The sequence below is a fragment of the Citrobacter braakii genome (assembly GCF_002075345.1).
Taxonomy (GTDB): domain Bacteria; phylum Pseudomonadota; class Gammaproteobacteria; order Enterobacterales; family Enterobacteriaceae; genus Citrobacter; species Citrobacter braakii.
Genome location: NZ_NAEW01000006.1, coordinates 49306 through 65570, shown reverse-complemented (window position 1 = coordinate 65570; position 16265 = coordinate 49306). Strand labels below are relative to the sequence as shown.

The window sequence follows — 16265 nt, the reverse complement described above, 5'->3', positions numbered from 1 at the left end:
AATTGTTTTAAGCAACCGTTTGGCACTAAAGTAGTAAACGCGGAAGGGGAGAGGATACTTTACCAGTGTGCAGGTTTTGCGGCACCAAGATGGGTGAGGAGCTGATGCAGGCTGATACCCTCCGGGAAGATAAGCTCAGGTGCGATTTCAGCGAGCGGCCACAGCATAAAACCACGGTTTTTCATGTCGTAGTGCGGCACGGTCAGACGTTCGGTGTTAATCACTTCATCGCCAAACAGCATAATATCGAGGTCCAGAGTGCGCGGCCCCCAGCGTTCGGCTTTACGTACGCGTCCCTGTTGCAGCTCAATGCGTTGGGTATGATTAAGCAATTCTTCGGGAGCGAGAGTGGTTTCCAGCGCCACGGCAGCGTTCAGGTAATCTGGCTGATCCTGTGGGCCTAATGGCGGTGTGCGGTAAAAGGAGGAAACAGCGACGATACGGCTGTCGGGAATGTCGCCAATCGCTTTTACGGCAGCATTAACCTGCTCCAGAGGAGAGGCCAGATTACTGCCGAGAGCGATATAGGCGATGGTCACGCGGAACCTTCACGGCGCGGGGCGCGTTTACGCGGGCGACGATGACGACGGCGTTCTGGTTCTTCGTCGAGTTCGTTGAGCATGCCTTTTTGTTCCGGCGGCGCTGAAACCTGGAATTCTCCCCACCACTGCGCCAGACGCTGCAGTTCAGCGTTGTTTTCCACTTCGGCACGCAGGGCCAGCAGATCGTAAGCGGCGCGGAACTTCGGATGCTCCATCAGCTTCCAGGCGCGTTTGCCCTGGCGACGAGACATGCGTAGCTGCAACTGCCAGATATCACGGGTCAGCGAGGTCAGACGTTTCGGGATCGCCAGCGAGCGGCAGGCTTCATCCAGTACGTCGTTCATCGCCAGTGCGAAGGCATCGTAATAAGCCAGACCGCTTTCCTGGGCAATTTTCTGCGCAGCTTCCAGTAACGGATACCAGAACATGGCGGCGAACAAGAACGCCGGATTAACGCGCATATCATTGTGGATGCGGTTATCGGTATTCTTCAGCACCTGAGCGATGATGCGTTCCATTGGGCTGTCACCGTCTTCGGTGAAATAGCGCGTAATGGTGGGGAACAGCGGCTGGAACAGGCTGTACTCACGCAGTTTTTTATAGGTTTCATACCCATAGCCCGCCTGTAACAGTTTGAGTGCTTCTTCAAACAGGCGTGCGGGGGGAATATCGTTAAGCAGTGTTGCCAGACGCGGGATTGGCTCAGCGGTTTCCGGGCTGATACGCATGTCGAGCTTGGCGGCAAAGCGCACGGCCCGCAGCATACGTACAGGGTCTTCGCGATAGCGCGTTTCCGGATTACCGATCAGGCGAACGATGCCCTCTTCGAGATCCTGCATGCCACCAACGTAATCACGCACGGTGAAATCGGCCACGCTGTAATACAGGCTGTTAATCGTGAAGTCGCGACGCTGGGCATCTTCTTCGATGGAGCCGAAGATGTTGTCGCGCAGCAGCATACCGTTTTGTCCGCGCTGTGAGGTTGTGCGATCGGACTCGCTGCCTTCATGATGACCACGGAAAGTTGCCACTTCGATAATTTCCGGGCCAAACATGACATGGGCCAGACGGAAACGGCGACCAACCAGACGACAGTTACGAAACAGTTTTCGCACCTGATCTGGCGTGGCGTTAGTCGTGACATCAAAATCTTTCGGCTTTTTGCCCAGCAAAAGATCGCGTACGCCTCCGCCAACCAGCCATGCCTCGTATCCGGCCTTATTGAGCCTGTACATTACCTTCAGGGCATTTTCACTGATATCTTTGCGGGAGATAGAGTGCTGCTCACGCGGGATTACCGTCATATGTGGACGGGCAACGGCGAGCTCGGCCTCGCGCTCCTCGCGGCTTAGCACCTTGCGGCAAAAATTAGCGACTCGGGTAAAAATAGTGCACCTCGGTAGTGTCAAACTTCAATCAGAACAAGTGTTGCTGTGTAAAAATAGCGGCTAATCATAGCTCAGCATGATGCATTTGAGAATGGCGGATTTACGATCGCCGATTCTGGCACCGCTGTCAGACTCCAGTTTTCAATGGCAAACGTGAGAATCTGATCCACGCGCATCTCCTGCCACGGGATATCGGAGTGCTGGCCGAGAAAGCGCAGCGCAGCAACAATCACCGGGCGTGGATCGCCTTGCGGCAGTGCAGGTGCATGATTTTGTTTTGAAAGTTTAGCGCCTTGTTCGTTGAGCGCCAGCGGCAGATGAATATAGTCCGGCGCTTGCCAGCCGAACTGTTGATACAACGAAATTTGCCGTACCGTCGGTTCGATAAGATCGGCACCGCGCACAATTTCCGTCACGCCCTGGAAGTGGTCGTCTACCACCACCGCGAGGTTATAGGCAAACAGCCCGTCGCGACGGTGAATAATAAAATCTTCCTTTGCAAGCCGCGGATCAGCCTGAATCACACCGCGCAGTTGGTCCGTAAACTGCATCACCGGATGGCGTTGCTTAATGCGGACCGCCGCCTGTTCAGGCCCGTGGCGTAGCTCACGGCAATGACCGTCGTAAATACCGCCGACGCTTTGAATACGCGCGCGCGTACAGGTGCAGTAATAGCTCAGATCCTGCTGATGCAGCCAGGCCAGCGCCTCGCGGTAGGCGTCATGACGCTGGGATTGCCATAAAATATCGCCATCCCAGTGCAGTCCGTAATGTTCCAGCTGACGCAGAATCGTGTCTGCAGCACCGGGAACTTCACGAGGGGGGTCAATATCTTCAATGCGTACCCGCCAGATTCCGCGACGAGCACGGGCCTGCAGGTAACTTCCGAGGGCGGCAATCAGTGAACCAAAATGGAGTTCGCCAGAGGGGGAAGGGGCGAAGCGGCCAATATAATGTGAATCGCTCATTTTGCGGGCTAACAAATAATAAGGCGGGAGAAGCTCCCGCCTGTAGTAAACGTGGTAAAAATGACCGGAATTAACCTGCCATTTGTTTTTCGCGGATTTCTGCCAGCGTTTTACAGTCGATGCACAGATCGGCTGTCGGACGCGCTTCCAGACGGCGAATACCAATTTCTACGCCGCATGATTCGCAGTAGCCGAAATCTTCGTCTTCTACTTTCTTCAGCGTCTTCTCGATCTTTTTGATCAGTTTGCGCTCACGATCACGGTTACGCAGCTCAAGGCTGAATTCTTCTTCCTGTGCGGCGCGGTCCACCGGATCAGGGAAGTTAGCCGCTTCGTCTTGCATATGAGATACGGTGCGATCAACTTCATCCCTAAGTTGATTACGCCATGCCTCAAGAATACGCCTGAAGTGCGACAGCTGGGCTTCGTTCATATACTCTTCGCCCGGTTTCTCCTGGTACGGCTCCACCCCAGCGATGGCGAGAATACTCAGGGACGATGTTTTACGGTTTTGCCCTTCTTGCATGTTGCTTCTCCTTAACACGCACTATCGATCCCCATGTTCGGGGGAAAAATCAGGTCGCTATAAATAGCAGATGCTTTTCCGGATAGCAATTATCTAAACGTAACACTTGACAACCCTGTGAGGAAAAGCGTATTTGCCCACGCGCCCAGAATACTAATTAACCGAATATTTACACCATTACAAGGTAATGGGCAACGGCTCTTTAAGAGTCATACCATGGGCAGAAAGTTCCGCTTTATAAACCAGAATTTCTACCCCCTTAAGCTGTGCTTCAACTAATAATTGCGCATATTTTGCATCGATATGGCGCGCGGGTGAAAACCGTGTAATGGCTGAATGCAACACCGCGAAAAATATCACCGCGCGCTTGCCTTCGGCCGCTACGCTCATCAATTCCCGAAGATGTTTCTGACCTCGTTCAGTGATGGCATCGGGAAAATAACCCTGATCTTTTTCCGCCAACGTGACTGATTTCACTTCAATATAGCAGTCAGGTCGGGAATCCGCCTGTAACAAAAAGTCGATGCGGCTCCCTTCTGCGCCGTATTTTACTTCACTTTTCAAGGTGCTGTAGTCTGAAACTTCCGAAATTAACGAACGCTGAATAGCCTCTTTCGTTAATCTATTGGCCCACAGCGTGTTAACACAAATAAGTGCACCGGATTGGGTTTGCGTTAATTCCCAGGTATGTGGATATTTTCGTTTAGTATTTTCTGATGTCGAATACCAAACTGTATCTCCCGGCGTTGCGCAGCCGGTCATGGCTCCCGTATTGGGGCAGTGTAGCGTTAACGTTGTGCCATCCGGTGTGATCACATCCGCTAAAAAACGCTTATAGCGCTGAATGAGCGTTGCAGGTTGTAAAGGTGGAGAAAATTGCATGAACAGTTCCTTTGATTATTCAGTCAGCGTCCAGCGTTGCAACTGCGTGTAACGCGTGCGTCCTCGCATGAATGAGGAGGAATAAAGCCCAAACTCTGTTACCGGAAACGACCAGCCAAACCCTGGCGGAGGGATAGATACCGCGTGACCGGCGTCACGCAGCAGCGTGATATGCGGGTGAAACGGCTGCGGGCTCTGGTGGCACCCACTGCGTGCGGCTTGTGCCCGCAACATGTTCGCCAACTGCAGCAGCCCGCGCGGCGGCTGACGCATTCCCAACCACACGACTCGCGAGCGCAGCCATTGCCCGGCATCGTCGAGTTTGAGCGTAAAACCCGGCTGGCGAATACGCCCTGCAAGCTGCGTTAACGCATGCTGCTTCTCAGCGCTGACGTCGCCCAAAAAGGCGAGCGTCAGATGCAGATTATCGGCGGCGACGGGACGACCCGCTTCAGGGGGGAACTGCGCGGCCCGCCAGTGGATTAACTGCTCCCGAACCTCGCCAGGCAATTCAATCGCAAAGAACAGCCTTTTTGGCTCAGACATGATGGATACTCGGTTATGAATTAACGCGATGCTACAATGCAGCGCGAAGAATGTTAACCCTCTGGAGTCATTTGTGACGTCGTTGCCCGTTGCTGCCGTAGTGCCTGAACTACTTACCGCCCTTGATGCCTCGTCGCAGGTTTTGCTGACGGCGCCGACCGGTGCCGGGAAATCAACCTGGCTGCCGTTGCGACTCCTTGAACATCGCGGTATCAAGGGACGGATTATTTTGCTGGAGCCGCGGCGTCTGGCAGCACGCAATGTGGCGCAGCGGTTGGCGGAATTGCTGAATGAAAAGCCTGGCGAGACCGTGGGGTATCGCATGCGTGCGCAAAGCTGCGTAGGGCCGCAGACCCGCCTTGAGGTGGTGACGGAGGGGGTTCTGACGCGCATGATCCAGCGCGACCCCGAACTGACGGGCGTTGGGCTGATCATCCTCGACGAATTTCACGAGCGGAGTTTGCAGGCCGACCTGGCGCTGGCGCTGTTGCTGGATGTGCAGCAAGGGCTGCGTGACGATCTGAAACTGTTGATCATGTCCGCCACTTTGGACAACGGGCGTTTGCAGCAGATGTTGCCCGATGCGCCGACGATCGTTTCTGAAGGCCGCGCATTTCCCGTTGAGCGACGATATCAGCCGTTGGCGGCGCATCTGCGTTTTGCTGAAGCGGTAGCGATAGCGACGGCAGAACTCCTGCGCCATGAAAGCGGGTCGCTGCTGCTGTTTTTGCCGGGTGTAGGGGAAATCCAGCGCGTGCAGGAGCAACTGGCAACGCGTGTGGGCAGCGATGTGTTGTTGTGCCCACTGTACGGCGCGCTGACGCTTGCCGAGCAGCGTCAGGCGATTTTGCCCGCTCCGCAAGGCAAGCGCAAAGTAGTGCTGGCGACCAATATTGCCGAAACCAGCTTAACGATCGAAGGCATCCGGCTGGTGGTGGACTGCGCCCAGGAGCGCGTGGCGCGCTATGATGCGCGTACCGGTTTAACGCGACTGATTACCCAACGCATAAGCCAGGCCTCGATGACCCAGCGAGCGGGACGCGCGGGCCGTCTGGAACCCGGTATCTGCCTACATTTGCTTGCCAAAGAGCAGGCGGAAAGAGCGGCGGCGCAGGGAGAACCGGAGATTTTACAGAGCGACCTGTCCGGACTGCTGATGGAGTTACTGCAATGGGGATGTTCCGACCCTGAGCAACTGAACTGGCTGGATACCCCGCCCGCCATCAACCTGCAGGCGGCAAAGCGGCTGCTGCAGATGCTGGGGGCGCTTGAGGGTGACAGGCTCAGCGCCATTGGGCAGAAAATGGCGACGTTGGGTAACGACCCCCGTTTAGCGGCTATGCTGGTTAGCGCCAACAATGACAATGAAGCGGCAACGGCGGCAAAACTGGCTGCGATTCTGGAAGAGCCGCCGCGCGGTGGCAGTACCGATCTGGCTGTAGCGTTTTCACGAAATCAGCCCGCCTGGCAGCAGCGCAGTCAACAATTACTGAAACGGCTTAACGTTCGCAGCGGACAGCCGGAGAGCGCGCTGCTCCCCTCATTACTGGCGCAGGCGTTTGCCGATCGGATCGCGCGTCGGCGCGGGCAGGAAGGGCGCTATCAACTGGCGAATGGCATGGGGGCAATGCTGGATGCCGATGACGCCTCCGGACGCCATGAATGGCTGATTGCGCCGCTGTTACTGCAGGGCAGCGCTTCGCCGGATGCGCGTATTCTGCTGGCTCTGCCGCTGGATATCGAGGTGCTGATACAGGCATGCCCTGAACTGCTACAACAATCTGACACCATCGAATGGGATGAAACTCAGGGAACGTTAAAAGCATTGCGTCGGTCGCGCATTGGCCAGCTAACGGTAAAAGTACAGGCGCTGGCCAAACCCTCGGAAGAGGAGTTGCACCTGGCGATGTTGAACGGCATTCGCGATAAAGGGCTAAGTGTGCTCAACTGGACGCCGGAAGCCGAGCAGTTTCGCCTGCGTCTGCAATGTGCGGCAAACTGGTTGTCAGAGTATAACTGGCCCGCGGTAGATGAGGATTCTCTGCTGGCGACGCTGGAGAGCTGGCTGCTGCCGCACATGAGCGGTGTGCATTCGCTACGCGCGTTAAAAGCGCTAAATGTGGGTCAGGCGTTGCGCGGTTTGCTGGATTGGTCAATGCTGCAACGTCTGGATAGTGAACTGCCAGCGCATTACACTGTGCCGACGGGAAGCCGGATTGCCATTCGCTATCATGAGGATAACCCTCCGGTATTGGCGGTTCGGATGCAGGAAATGTTTGGTGAAGCGAAGACCCCAACCATCGCCGAGGGGCGCGTGCCGCTGGTGCTGGAACTGCTGTCTCCGGCCCAACGACCGTTGCAGGTAACGAGCGATTTGAGCGCGTTCTGGCAGGGATCGTACCGTGAGGTGCAAAAAGAGATGAAAGGGCGCTATCCCAAACATGTCTGGCCGGACGATCCGGCGAATACCGCGCCAACGCGGCGAACAAAGAAGTATTCGTAATGAAACTGTAGGCCGGATAAAGCGAAGCCGTCATCCGGTATAAACACGGCAGTAAATTGAGAGATTTCTTCTTCTGTTAACTGACGGAAGAACAGAGAATCGGGCCCTTGCGCCTGAATGTTGCGGAGAAAAAGCATGGCGGGGAATGACCGCGAGCCAATTGGACGTAAAGGGAAACCCTCGCGTCCGGTGAAACAAAAGGTGAGCCGTCGTCAACTCAGAGATGAAGAGTATGACGACGATTATGATGATGATGACTATGAGGATGAAGAACCGATGCCGCGTAAGGGTAAAGGCAAAGGGCGTAAGCCTCGTGGTAAACGCGGCTGGTTCTGGCTGCTGGTAAAACTGTCGATTGTTTTTTTGGTGCTGATCGCCATTTACGGCGTTTATCTGGACCAAAAAATCCGCAGCCGTATAGATGGTAAAGTCTGGCAGCTTCCTGCGGCAGTATATGGCCGTATGGTTAACCTTGAGCCAGAAATGCCGATCGGCAAGAACGAGATGGTGAAACTGCTGGAGGCTACGCAGTATCGTCAGGTGACGAAGATGACGCGCCCTGGCGAATTCACCGTGCAGGCGAAAAGCATCGAGATGATCCGTCGTCCGTTTGATTTTCCGGACAGTAAAGAAGGACAGGTGCGCGCGCGTCTGACCTTTGATGGCGACCATCTGGATACCATCGAGAATATGGATAACAACCGCCAGTTCGGTTTCTTCCGTCTCGATCCGCGGCTGATTACCATGCTTTCTTCGCCTAACGGTGAGCAGCGCCTGTTTGTCCCGCGCAGTGGATTCCCGGATCTGCTGGTGGACACGCTGCTGGCGACCGAAGATCGTCACTTCTATGAGCATGACGGTATCAGCCTCTATTCCATTGGCCGCGCGGTGCTGGCGAACCTGACGGCGGGGCGCACGGTACAAGGGGCCAGTACGCTGACCCAGCAATTGGTGAAAAACCTGTTCCTGTCCAGCGAACGTTCCTACTGGCGTAAGGCCAACGAAGCCTATATGGCGCTGATCATGGATGCGCGTTACAGCAAAGACCGCATTCTTGAGCTGTACATGAACGAAGTCTATCTCGGTCAAAGCGGTGACAATGAGATCCGCGGCTTCCCGCTGGCGAGCCTCTACTACTTTGGCCGTCCGGTGGAAGAGCTGAGCCTCGACCAGCAGGCGCTGCTGGTAGGGATGGTTAAAGGAGCGTCAATCTATAACCCGTGGCGTAACCCGAAGCTGGCACTGGAGCGTCGTAACCTGGTGCTGCGTTTACTACAACAGCAGCAGATTATCGACCAGGATCTGTATGACATGCTGAGCGCGCGTCCGTTAGGCGTACAGCCGCGTGGTGGGGTGATCTCACCGCAGCCCGCCTTTATGCAGATGGTGCGCCAGGAGCTACAGGCTAAGCTGGGCGATAAAGTTAAAGACCTCTCCGGCGTGAAGATTTTCACCACCTTTGATTCCGTGGCGCAGGATGCTGCAGAAAAAGCGGCGGTGGAAGGTATTCCGGTGCTGAAGAAACAACGTAAGCTGAGCGATCTGGAAACCGCGATTGTGGTGGTCGACCGCTTCAGCGGCGAAGTGCGTGCCATGGTCGGGGGGGCAGAACCGCAGTTCGCTGGTTATAACCGTGCGATGCAGGCACGTCGTTCGATTGGTTCTTTGGCTAAACCAGCGACCTATCTGACAGCGCTCAGCCAGCCGAAGCTGTATCGTCTGAATACCTGGATTGCCGATGCCCCGATTGCGCTGCGTCAGCCTAACGGCCAGGTGTGGTCGCCGCAGAACGATGACCGTCGCTATAGCGAAAGTGGAAAAGTGATGCTGGTGGATGCGTTAACGCGCTCAATGAACGTGCCAACGGTAAATCTGGGGATGGCGCTGGGCCTGCCTGCCGTCACCGATACCTGGCTGAAGCTGGGCGCGCCGAAAGATCAGCTTAACCCGGTTCCGGCCATGCTGCTGGGGGCGTTGAACCTGACGCCGATCGAAGTGGCACAGGCGTTCCAGACTATCGCCAGCGGCGGGAACCGCGCGCCGTTGTCGGCGCTGCGTTCGGTGATTGCCGAAGATGGTACGGTGCTGTATCAGAGCTTCCCGCAGGCCGAGCGTGCCGTTCCGGCGCAGGCGGCGTATATGACGCTGTGGACCATGCAACAGGTGGTTCAGCGTGGTACGGGCCGCCAGCTTGGCGCGAAATATCCTGGGCTTCATCTGGCAGGGAAAACCGGGACCACTAACAACAACGTGGATACCTGGTTTGCCGGGATCGACGGCAGCCAGGTAACCATCACCTGGGTGGGCCGTGATAACAACCAGCCAACCAAGCTGTACGGTGCCAGCGGTGCGATGTCGATTTATCAGCGTTATCTTGCTAACCAGACGCCAACACCGCTGGTGCTGACGCCGCCGGAAGATGTGGTGGATATGGGCGTGGACTACGACGGTAACTTCGTTTGTAGCGGGGGGATGCGTACGCTTCCGGTATGGACTACCGATCCTGATTCGCTGTGTCAGCAGGGTGAAATGATGCAACAGCCGACCGGGAATCCGTTCGATCAGTCAACGCCGCAGCAGCAGCCTCAACAGCAGCAGCAACAACCGGCGCAGCAGGAAAAGAAAGATAGCGACGGTGTCGCTGGCTGGATAAAGGATATGTTCGGCAGTAACTGATATTGCTCAAAACCCGCTTCGGCGGGTTTTTCTTCTTTGGTCCATTCTCAGGGCCGAATAACATTCCAGCCTAATTTATTAACCCTTTCTTTTCATCTGGTTATTTCTTAACCCCTCAGTTTTAGTAGGGACGCGTATTGCTTGCTATCTCGCCAGAGTTTCGAATATTATGCTGCCGTTATAATAATAATTCTCGTTTACGTTATCATTCACTTTCATCAGAGAAATACCAATGGCGCGTCTTAAAACTGCTCAGCCAAGTTCATCGCTGCGTAAAATCGCAGTAGTGGTAGCCACAGCGGTTAGCGGCATGTCTGTCTATGCACAGGCGGCGGTTGACCCGAAAGAAGAAACCATCACCGTAACTGCTGCTCCTGCCGCACAAGAAAGCGCATGGGGGCCAGCGGCAACCATCGCCGCACGACAGTCTGCTACGGCGACCAAAACTGACACCCCGATTCAAAAAGTTCCTCAGTCTATTTCAGTGGTCACCGCCGAAGAGATGGCGTTGCATCAGCCGAAATCAGTTAAAGAGGCGCTCAGCTACACGCCAGGCGTAGCCGTAGGCACCCGCGGCGCGTCTAACACCTATGACTACCTGATTATTCGCGGATTTGCCGCCGACGGCCAAAGTCAGAATAACTATCTGAATGGCCTGAAGATGCAGGGTAACTTCTACAACGATGCGGTAATCGACCCGTATATGCTGGAACGCGCTGAAGTGATGCGCGGTCCGGTTTCCGTTCTTTACGGAAAGAGTAACCCTGGTGGCTTGTTGAACATGGTCAGCAAACGCCCGACCACAGAGCCGTTAAAAGAAATTCAGTTCAAGATGGGCACTGACAGCCTGTTCCAGACCGGTTTTGACTTCAGCGATGCGCTGGATGACGATGGTGTGTACTCATACCGCCTGACCGGCCTGGCGCGTTCCGCGAATGCGCAGCAGCAGGGCGCGGAAGAACAACGCTACGCCATCGCGCCATCGTTCACATGGCGTCCGGATGATAAAACGAACTTTACCTTCCTCTCCTACTTCCAGAACGAGCCGGAAACTGGCTATTACGGCTGGTTGCCGAAAGAGGGGACGGTGACTGAGCTGCCGAACGGCAAGCGTCTGCCTACCGATTTCAACGAAGGTGCGAACAACAATACCTACTCTCGTAACGAGAAGATGGTGGGCTACAGCTTCGACCACGAATTTAACGACACCTTTACCGTGCGTCAGAACCTGCGTTACGCGCAAAACAAGGTTTCGCAGAACAGCGTGTATGGCTACGGTATGTGCTCTGATCCGCTCTATACAAAGGATCCGGCTAACAGTCCTTGCGCCAGCGTTCCTCAGTCCGAGTGGGCTCACACGCTGACTCGTCAGTATGTTGACGATAATGAGAAATTGCAGAACTTCGCTGTTGATACCCAGTTGCAGAGCAAATTCGCTACCGGTTCCGTGGATCACACATTGCTGACCGGCGTTGACTATATGCGGATGCGTAACGATATCAACTCCTGGTTTGGTTGGGCTGGTTCGGTAGCGCCTTCAGATATTTATAACCTTGATCGCAGCGACTTTGATTTTGGGGCACATACTGGACCGGGCGCTGCCTACCGAGTTCTGAATAAACAGGAACAAACGGGCCTGTACGCTCAGGATCAGATGCAGTGGGATAAGGTGCTGGTCACTCTGGGCGGTCGTTACGACTGGGCTAAGCAGGACTCACTGAACCGCGTTTCTGGCGTGCTGGATTCCCGTGATGACAGACAGTTCACCTGGCGTGGCGGTGTTAACTACCTGTTCGACAACGGTGTGACTCCGTATTTCAGCTACAGCGAATCGTTTGAACCTAGTTCTCAGGTCGGGGAAAGCGGTAATATCTTTACTCCATCTAAAGGTAAGCAGTACGAAGCGGGCGTGAAGTATGTGCCGAGCGATCGTCCGATCGTGATCACCGGTGCTGTTTACCAGTTGACCAAAACCAACAACCTGATGGCCGACCCGAACGGATCATTCTGGTCAGTTGAAGGCGGTGAAATTCGCTCACGTGGTGTGGAAATTGAAGCGAAAGCGGCGCTCTCAGCCAGCGTTAACGTGGTCGGTTCTTATACCTATACCGATGCGGAATACACCACTGACACCAACTACAAAGGTAACACGCCTGCTCAGGTGCCAAAACATATGGCATCACTGTGGGGAGATTACACCCTTTATGACGGCGCGCTTTCCGGGCTGACGTTGGGTACGGGGGTTCGTTATACTGGCTCCAGCTATGGCGATCCGGCAAACTCCTTCAAAGTGGGAAGCTATACGCTGGTGGATGCGTTAGTACGTTACGATCTGGCGCGCGTCGGCATGGCGGGTTCCAACGTGGCGCTGCATGTGAACAACCTGTTTGACCGTGAGTACGTCGCCAGCTGCTTCAATACCTATGGCTGCTTCTGGGGCGCAGAACGTCAGGTCGTTGCAACCGCAACCTTCCGTTTCTAATTTCTTTTTGGGCACGCTTTGCGTGCCCGTTTTACAAGTTGGCTGCTATGCAGGAAAACAGATCCCATCCCGACACCACTTTCGCGTTGCGTAATGTCTCCTTTCGTGTGCCTGGCCGCACGCTTTTGCATCCTCTCTCATTAACTTTTCCGGTGGGGAAAGTGACCGGCCTTATCGGTCACAACGGGTCCGGAAAATCGACGTTATTGAAAATGCTGGGACGTCATCAGCCGCCGTCGGAAGGTGAAATCCTGCTCGACGAACAGCCGCTGGAGAACTGGGGCAGTAAAGCGTTTGCCCGCAAGGTCGCCTATCTGCCGCAGCAGTTGCCGCAGGCCGAAGGGATGACGGTGCGTGAACTGGTGGCGATTGGCCGCTATCCGTGGCACGGGGCGCTGGGACGTTTTGGCGTTGCCGACAGAGAGAAAGTAGAAGAAGCTATTTCGTTGGTCGGCTTAAAACCGTTGGCGCATCGCCTGGTGGATAGCCTGTCCGGCGGAGAACGCCAGCGTGCGTGGATTGCCATGCTGGTGGCGCAGGACAGCCGCTGTCTGCTGCTTGATGAGCCGACTTCCGCGCTGGATATCGCTCATCAGGTTGACGTGCTGGCGCTGGTGCATCGCTTAAGCCAGCAGCGTGGGCTAACGGTGATTGCGGTGCTGCATGATATCAACATGGCGGCCCGCTACTGCGATTACTTAGTTGCGCTGCGCGGTGGTGAAATGATTGCGCAAGGAACGCCTGCTGAACTGATGCGCAGTGAAACTCTGGAACAGATTTACGGTATCCCGATGGGCATTTTGCCGCATCCGGCCGGTGCCGCACCCGTGAGTTTTGTCTATTAATGATTGAATTACATCATATTACCCGTCGGCGTCTGCTTACGGCGATGGCGCTCTCGCCGCTGCTGTGGCGGATGAATACGGCGTCCGCCGCGGCGATTGATCCGCAGCGTATTGTGGCGCTGGAATGGCTGCCGGTAGAGCTGTTGCTGGCGCTGGGTATTACGCCGTATGGCATTGCGGATATCCCTAACTACAAGCTGTGGGTCAGTGAGCCACCTCTACCGGACTCGGTGATTGATGTCGGGCTACGCACGGAACCCAATCTTGAACTGCTGACCGAAATGAAACCCTCGTTTCTGCTCTGGTCGGCAGGCTATGGTCCTTCCCCTGAAAAGCTGGCACGTATTGCACCTGGTCGGGGATTTAACTTCAGCGACGGTAAAAAACCGCTGGTCGTTGCGCGACAATCGCTGCAGGAAATGGCGCAATTGTTCAATCTGCAGGACTCTGCTGAACGCCATCTGACTGAGTATGATCGTTTTATTGCCAGCCTGAAGCCGCGCTTCATTCAACGCGGTGCGCGCCCTGTGCTTCTCACCTCTCTGCTTGATTCGCGGCATATGCTGGTGTTTGGCCCAAACAGCCTGTTTCAGGACGTGCTGGACGAATATGGGATCTCCAACGCCTGGCAGGGAGAGACAAACTTTTGGGGCAGCACTGCCGTGAGTATTGACCGTCTGGCTGCTTTTCAGGATGTCGATGTATTGTGCTTTGATCACGGCAACGATAAAGAGATGGCTGCACTGATGTCTACGCCGTTGTGGCAGGCGATGCCCTTTGTTCGCAGCGGACGTTTTCAGCGCGTACCGGCCGTCTGGTTCTATGGCGCAACGCTATCAGCCATGCATTTTGCCCGCATTCTGGATAATGCGCTGGGAGGCAAAGCGTGAGTAAACGTATCGCGCTGTTCCCCATTCTCCTGCTGACGGTTCTGTTTGTTGCCGCCTGTTGGCTCACATGGGTTAACTTCTCCGTTGCGCTACCGCGCAACCAGTGGCAACAGGCTATCTGGTCACCGGATATCGATGCCATTAAACAGATGGTTTTCCACTACAGCCTGCTGCCGAGGCTGGCGATTTCGCTGTTGGTCGGTGCCGGGCTGGGACTGGTCGGCGTATTGTTTCAGCAGGTGCTGCGTAACCCACTGGCGGAGCCAACCACGCTAGGCGTTGCGACCGGTGCGCAGTTGGGCATTACCGTCACGACGCTGTGGGCTATTCCCGGTGCGCTCACCACGCAATTTGCTGCGCTGGCAGGTGCTTGTGTCGTTGGGGCGCTGGTGTTTGGCGTCGCCTGGGGCAAACGTCTTTCTCCGGTGACGTTAATCCTTGCCGGACTGGTGGTCAGCCTGTACTGCGGGGCGATTAACCAGTTGATGGTTATCTTCCATCACGATCAACTGCAAAGCATGTTTTTATGGAGCAGCGGCACGCTAACCCAAACCGACTGGAGCGGCGTACAGCGACTGTGGCCACAGCTGCTGGGCGGCGTGATGCTGACTCTGCTGCTGTTGCGTCCAATGACGCTGATGGGACTGGATGATGGCGTGGCGCGTAACCTAGGTCTGGCGTTGTCGCTGGCGCGCCTGGCGGCCTTATCGCTGGCGATTGTCATCAGCGCTTTGCTGGTTAACGCGGTTGGGATTATCGGCTTTATTGGCCTCTTTGCACCGCTGCTGGCGAAAATGCTCGGCGCGCGGCGTCTGTTGGCGCGTCTGATGCTGGCCCCGCTGATTGGTGCGTTGATCCTCTGGCTCTCTGACCAAATCATTCTGTGGCTGACCCGCGTATGGATGGAAGTCTCCACCGGTTCGGTGACGGCGCTGATTGGCGCGCCATTGCTGCTGTGGTTGTTGCCGCGCCTTAGAAGTATGAGCGCACCGGATATGAATGCCAGCAACCGTATCGCCGCGGAGCGTCAGAATGTACTGATGTTTGCGCTGGCGGGCGGGGTGGTTTTGCTGCTGGCTCTGGTGGTGGCGCTGTCGTTTGGCCGCGATGCGCACGGCTGGACATGGGCCAGCGGCGCGATGCTGGATGAACTGATGCCCTGGCGCTGGCCACGTATTCTGGCGGCGTTGATTGCCGGGGTTATGCTGGCGGTAGCGGGCTGTATTATTCAGCGTCTGACCGGAAACCCAATGGCTAGCCCGGAAGTTCTGGGCATTAGCTCCGGCGCGGCATTTGGCGTGGTGTTAATGCTGTTTCTGGTCCCCGGAAATGCCTTTGGCTGGCTGCTGCCCGCAGGGAGCCTCGGGGCTGCGGTCACCTTGCTTATCATTATGATTGCCGCCGGGCGCGGTGGTTTTTCGCCGCACCGTATGCTGCTGGCAGGGATGGCGCTCAGTACGGCGTTTACTATGTTGTTGATGATGCTGCAGGCCAGCGGCGATCCGCGTATGGCGGGCGTGCTGACCTGGATCTCCGGCTCAACTTATAACGCGACGGGCGAACAGGTACTGCGCACCGGGATTGTGATGGTTATCCTGCTGGCGCTGACGCCGCTGTGCCGTCGTTGGCTGACGATTTTACCGCTCGGCGGCGATACGGCGCGTGCGGTGGGTATGGCGATCACGCCGTCACGCGTGGGGTTACTGCTGTTGGCTGCGGGGCTAACGGCGACAGCAACCATGACCATTGGACCGTTGAGTTTTGTCGGGCTGATGGCTCCGCATATTGCCCGAATGATGGGTTTTCGTCGCGCGATGCCGCATATGCTGATTTCGGCGCTGGCGGGAGGTGTGCTGCTGGTCTTTGCTGACTGGTGCGGCAGGATGGTGCTGTTTCCGTACCAGATCCCGGCAGGATTACTGTCGACGTTTATTGGCGCGCCGTACTTTATCTATCTGCTACGTAAGCAGAGTCGCTGAGGTTTAACCCTTCCATTTAGGCTGCGTCGCCATTCGGC

The 16265-nt window shown here is 55.8% G+C and carries 12 protein-coding genes; 6 read left to right on the top strand and 6 right to left on the bottom strand.

From position 1 onward, the window contains the following. Window positions 1-59 precede the first annotated feature (59 nt). The 6 genes from folK to thpR all read right to left on the bottom strand — a co-directional run bounded on the left by folK (window position 60) and on the right by thpR (window position 4852). The gene (folK, locus tag BZK42_RS14430; RefSeq protein ID WP_016155713.1) at window positions 60-539 is read right to left on the bottom strand and encodes a 2-amino-4-hydroxy-6-hydroxymethyldihydropteridine diphosphokinase; all 480 of its coding nucleotides are present in this window, start codon (window positions 537-539) and stop codon (window positions 60-62) included. Continuing rightward, a complete protein-coding gene (gene pcnB, locus BZK42_RS14425; RefSeq protein ID WP_203457720.1) occupies window positions 536-1930 on the bottom strand; it encodes a polynucleotide adenylyltransferase PcnB in 1395 nt (464 codons plus the stop codon). Before pcnB ends, folK begins: the two co-directional genes overlap by 4 nt. Window positions 1931-2001: 71 nt before the next feature. Next, a complete protein-coding gene (gene gluQRS / locus BZK42_RS14420) occupies window positions 2002-2898 on the bottom strand; it encodes a tRNA glutamyl-Q(34) synthetase GluQRS (protein ID WP_016155714.1) in 897 nt (298 codons plus the stop codon). Window positions 2899-2968: 70 nt separating this feature from the next. Further along, a complete protein-coding gene (gene dksA / locus BZK42_RS14415) occupies window positions 2969-3424 on the bottom strand; it encodes an RNA polymerase-binding protein DksA (RefSeq protein ID WP_003018625.1) in 456 nt (151 codons plus the stop codon). A gap of 177 nt (window positions 3425-3601) precedes the next feature. Then, complete coding sequence (gene sfsA, locus BZK42_RS14410; RefSeq protein WP_016151742.1) at window positions 3602-4306, bottom strand: DNA/RNA nuclease SfsA; 705 nt, start codon at window positions 4304-4306, stop codon at window positions 3602-3604. 15 nt (window positions 4307-4321) lie between these two features. After that, window positions 4322-4852, bottom strand: coding sequence for an RNA 2',3'-cyclic phosphodiesterase (gene thpR / locus BZK42_RS14405; RefSeq protein ID WP_016155716.1), 531 nt, complete (start codon window positions 4850-4852; stop codon window positions 4322-4324). A gap of 73 nt (window positions 4853-4925) precedes the next feature. Between thpR and hrpB the strand changes: the two genes are divergently transcribed. From hrpB to fhuB, 6 genes are all read left to right on the top strand, one after another. Continuing rightward, complete coding sequence (gene hrpB, locus BZK42_RS14400; protein ID WP_095715627.1) at window positions 4926-7355, top strand: ATP-dependent helicase HrpB; 2430 nt, start codon at window positions 4926-4928, stop codon at window positions 7353-7355. Window positions 7356-7490: 135 nt separating this feature from the next. Next, window positions 7491-10031, top strand: a complete 2541-nt coding sequence (mrcB, locus tag BZK42_RS14390) for a bifunctional glycosyl transferase/transpeptidase (protein WP_016151745.1) — start codon at window positions 7491-7493, stop codon at window positions 10029-10031. Between the two features lie 232 nt (window positions 10032-10263). Next, window positions 10264-12513 carry a ferrichrome porin FhuA gene (gene fhuA, locus BZK42_RS14385; protein WP_016151746.1) on the top strand — a complete coding sequence of 750 codons (2250 nt, stop codon included), beginning with the start codon at window positions 10264-10266 and terminating at the stop codon, window positions 12511-12513. Between the two features lie 47 nt (window positions 12514-12560). Then, window positions 12561-13358 carry a Fe3+-hydroxamate ABC transporter ATP-binding protein FhuC gene (fhuC, locus tag BZK42_RS14380; RefSeq protein WP_053389224.1) on the top strand — a complete coding sequence of 266 codons (798 nt, stop codon included), beginning with the start codon at window positions 12561-12563 and terminating at the stop codon, window positions 13356-13358. Continuing rightward, complete coding sequence (fhuD, locus tag BZK42_RS14375) at window positions 13358-14248, top strand: Fe(3+)-hydroxamate ABC transporter substrate-binding protein FhuD (RefSeq protein WP_080859356.1); 891 nt, start codon at window positions 13358-13360, stop codon at window positions 14246-14248. The genes fhuC and fhuD overlap by 1 nt, the downstream gene beginning before the upstream one ends. Then, window positions 14245-16227, top strand: coding sequence for a Fe(3+)-hydroxamate ABC transporter permease FhuB (gene fhuB / locus BZK42_RS14370; RefSeq protein WP_080859355.1), 1983 nt, complete (start codon window positions 14245-14247; stop codon window positions 16225-16227). Before fhuD ends, fhuB begins: the two co-directional genes overlap by 4 nt. Window positions 16228-16265: the final 38 nt, after the last annotated feature.

Bases quoted from the DNA above. Each gene is read 5' to 3' on its own strand.
- gluQRS (WP_016155714.1), bottom strand. From the start codon at position 2,898: ATGAGCGATTCACATTATATTGGCCGCTTCGCCCCTTCCCCCTCTGGC.
- dksA (WP_003018625.1), bottom strand. From the start codon at position 3,424: ATGCAAGAAGGGCAAAACCGTAAAACATCGTCCCTGAGTATTCTCGCC.
- sfsA (WP_016151742.1), bottom strand. From the start codon at position 4,306: ATGCAATTTTCTCCACCTTTACAACCTGCAACGCTCATTCAGCGCTAT.
- thpR (WP_016155716.1), bottom strand. From the start codon at position 4,852: ATGTCTGAGCCAAAAAGGCTGTTCTTTGCGATTGAATTGCCTGGCGAG.
- mrcB (WP_016151745.1), top strand. From the start codon at position 7,491: ATGGCGGGGAATGACCGCGAGCCAATTGGACGTAAAGGGAAACCCTCG.
- fhuA (WP_016151746.1), top strand. From the start codon at position 10,264: ATGGCGCGTCTTAAAACTGCTCAGCCAAGTTCATCGCTGCGTAAAATC.
- fhuC (WP_053389224.1), top strand. From the start codon at position 12,561: ATGCAGGAAAACAGATCCCATCCCGACACCACTTTCGCGTTGCGTAAT.
- fhuD (WP_080859356.1), top strand. From the start codon at position 13,358: ATGATTGAATTACATCATATTACCCGTCGGCGTCTGCTTACGGCGATG.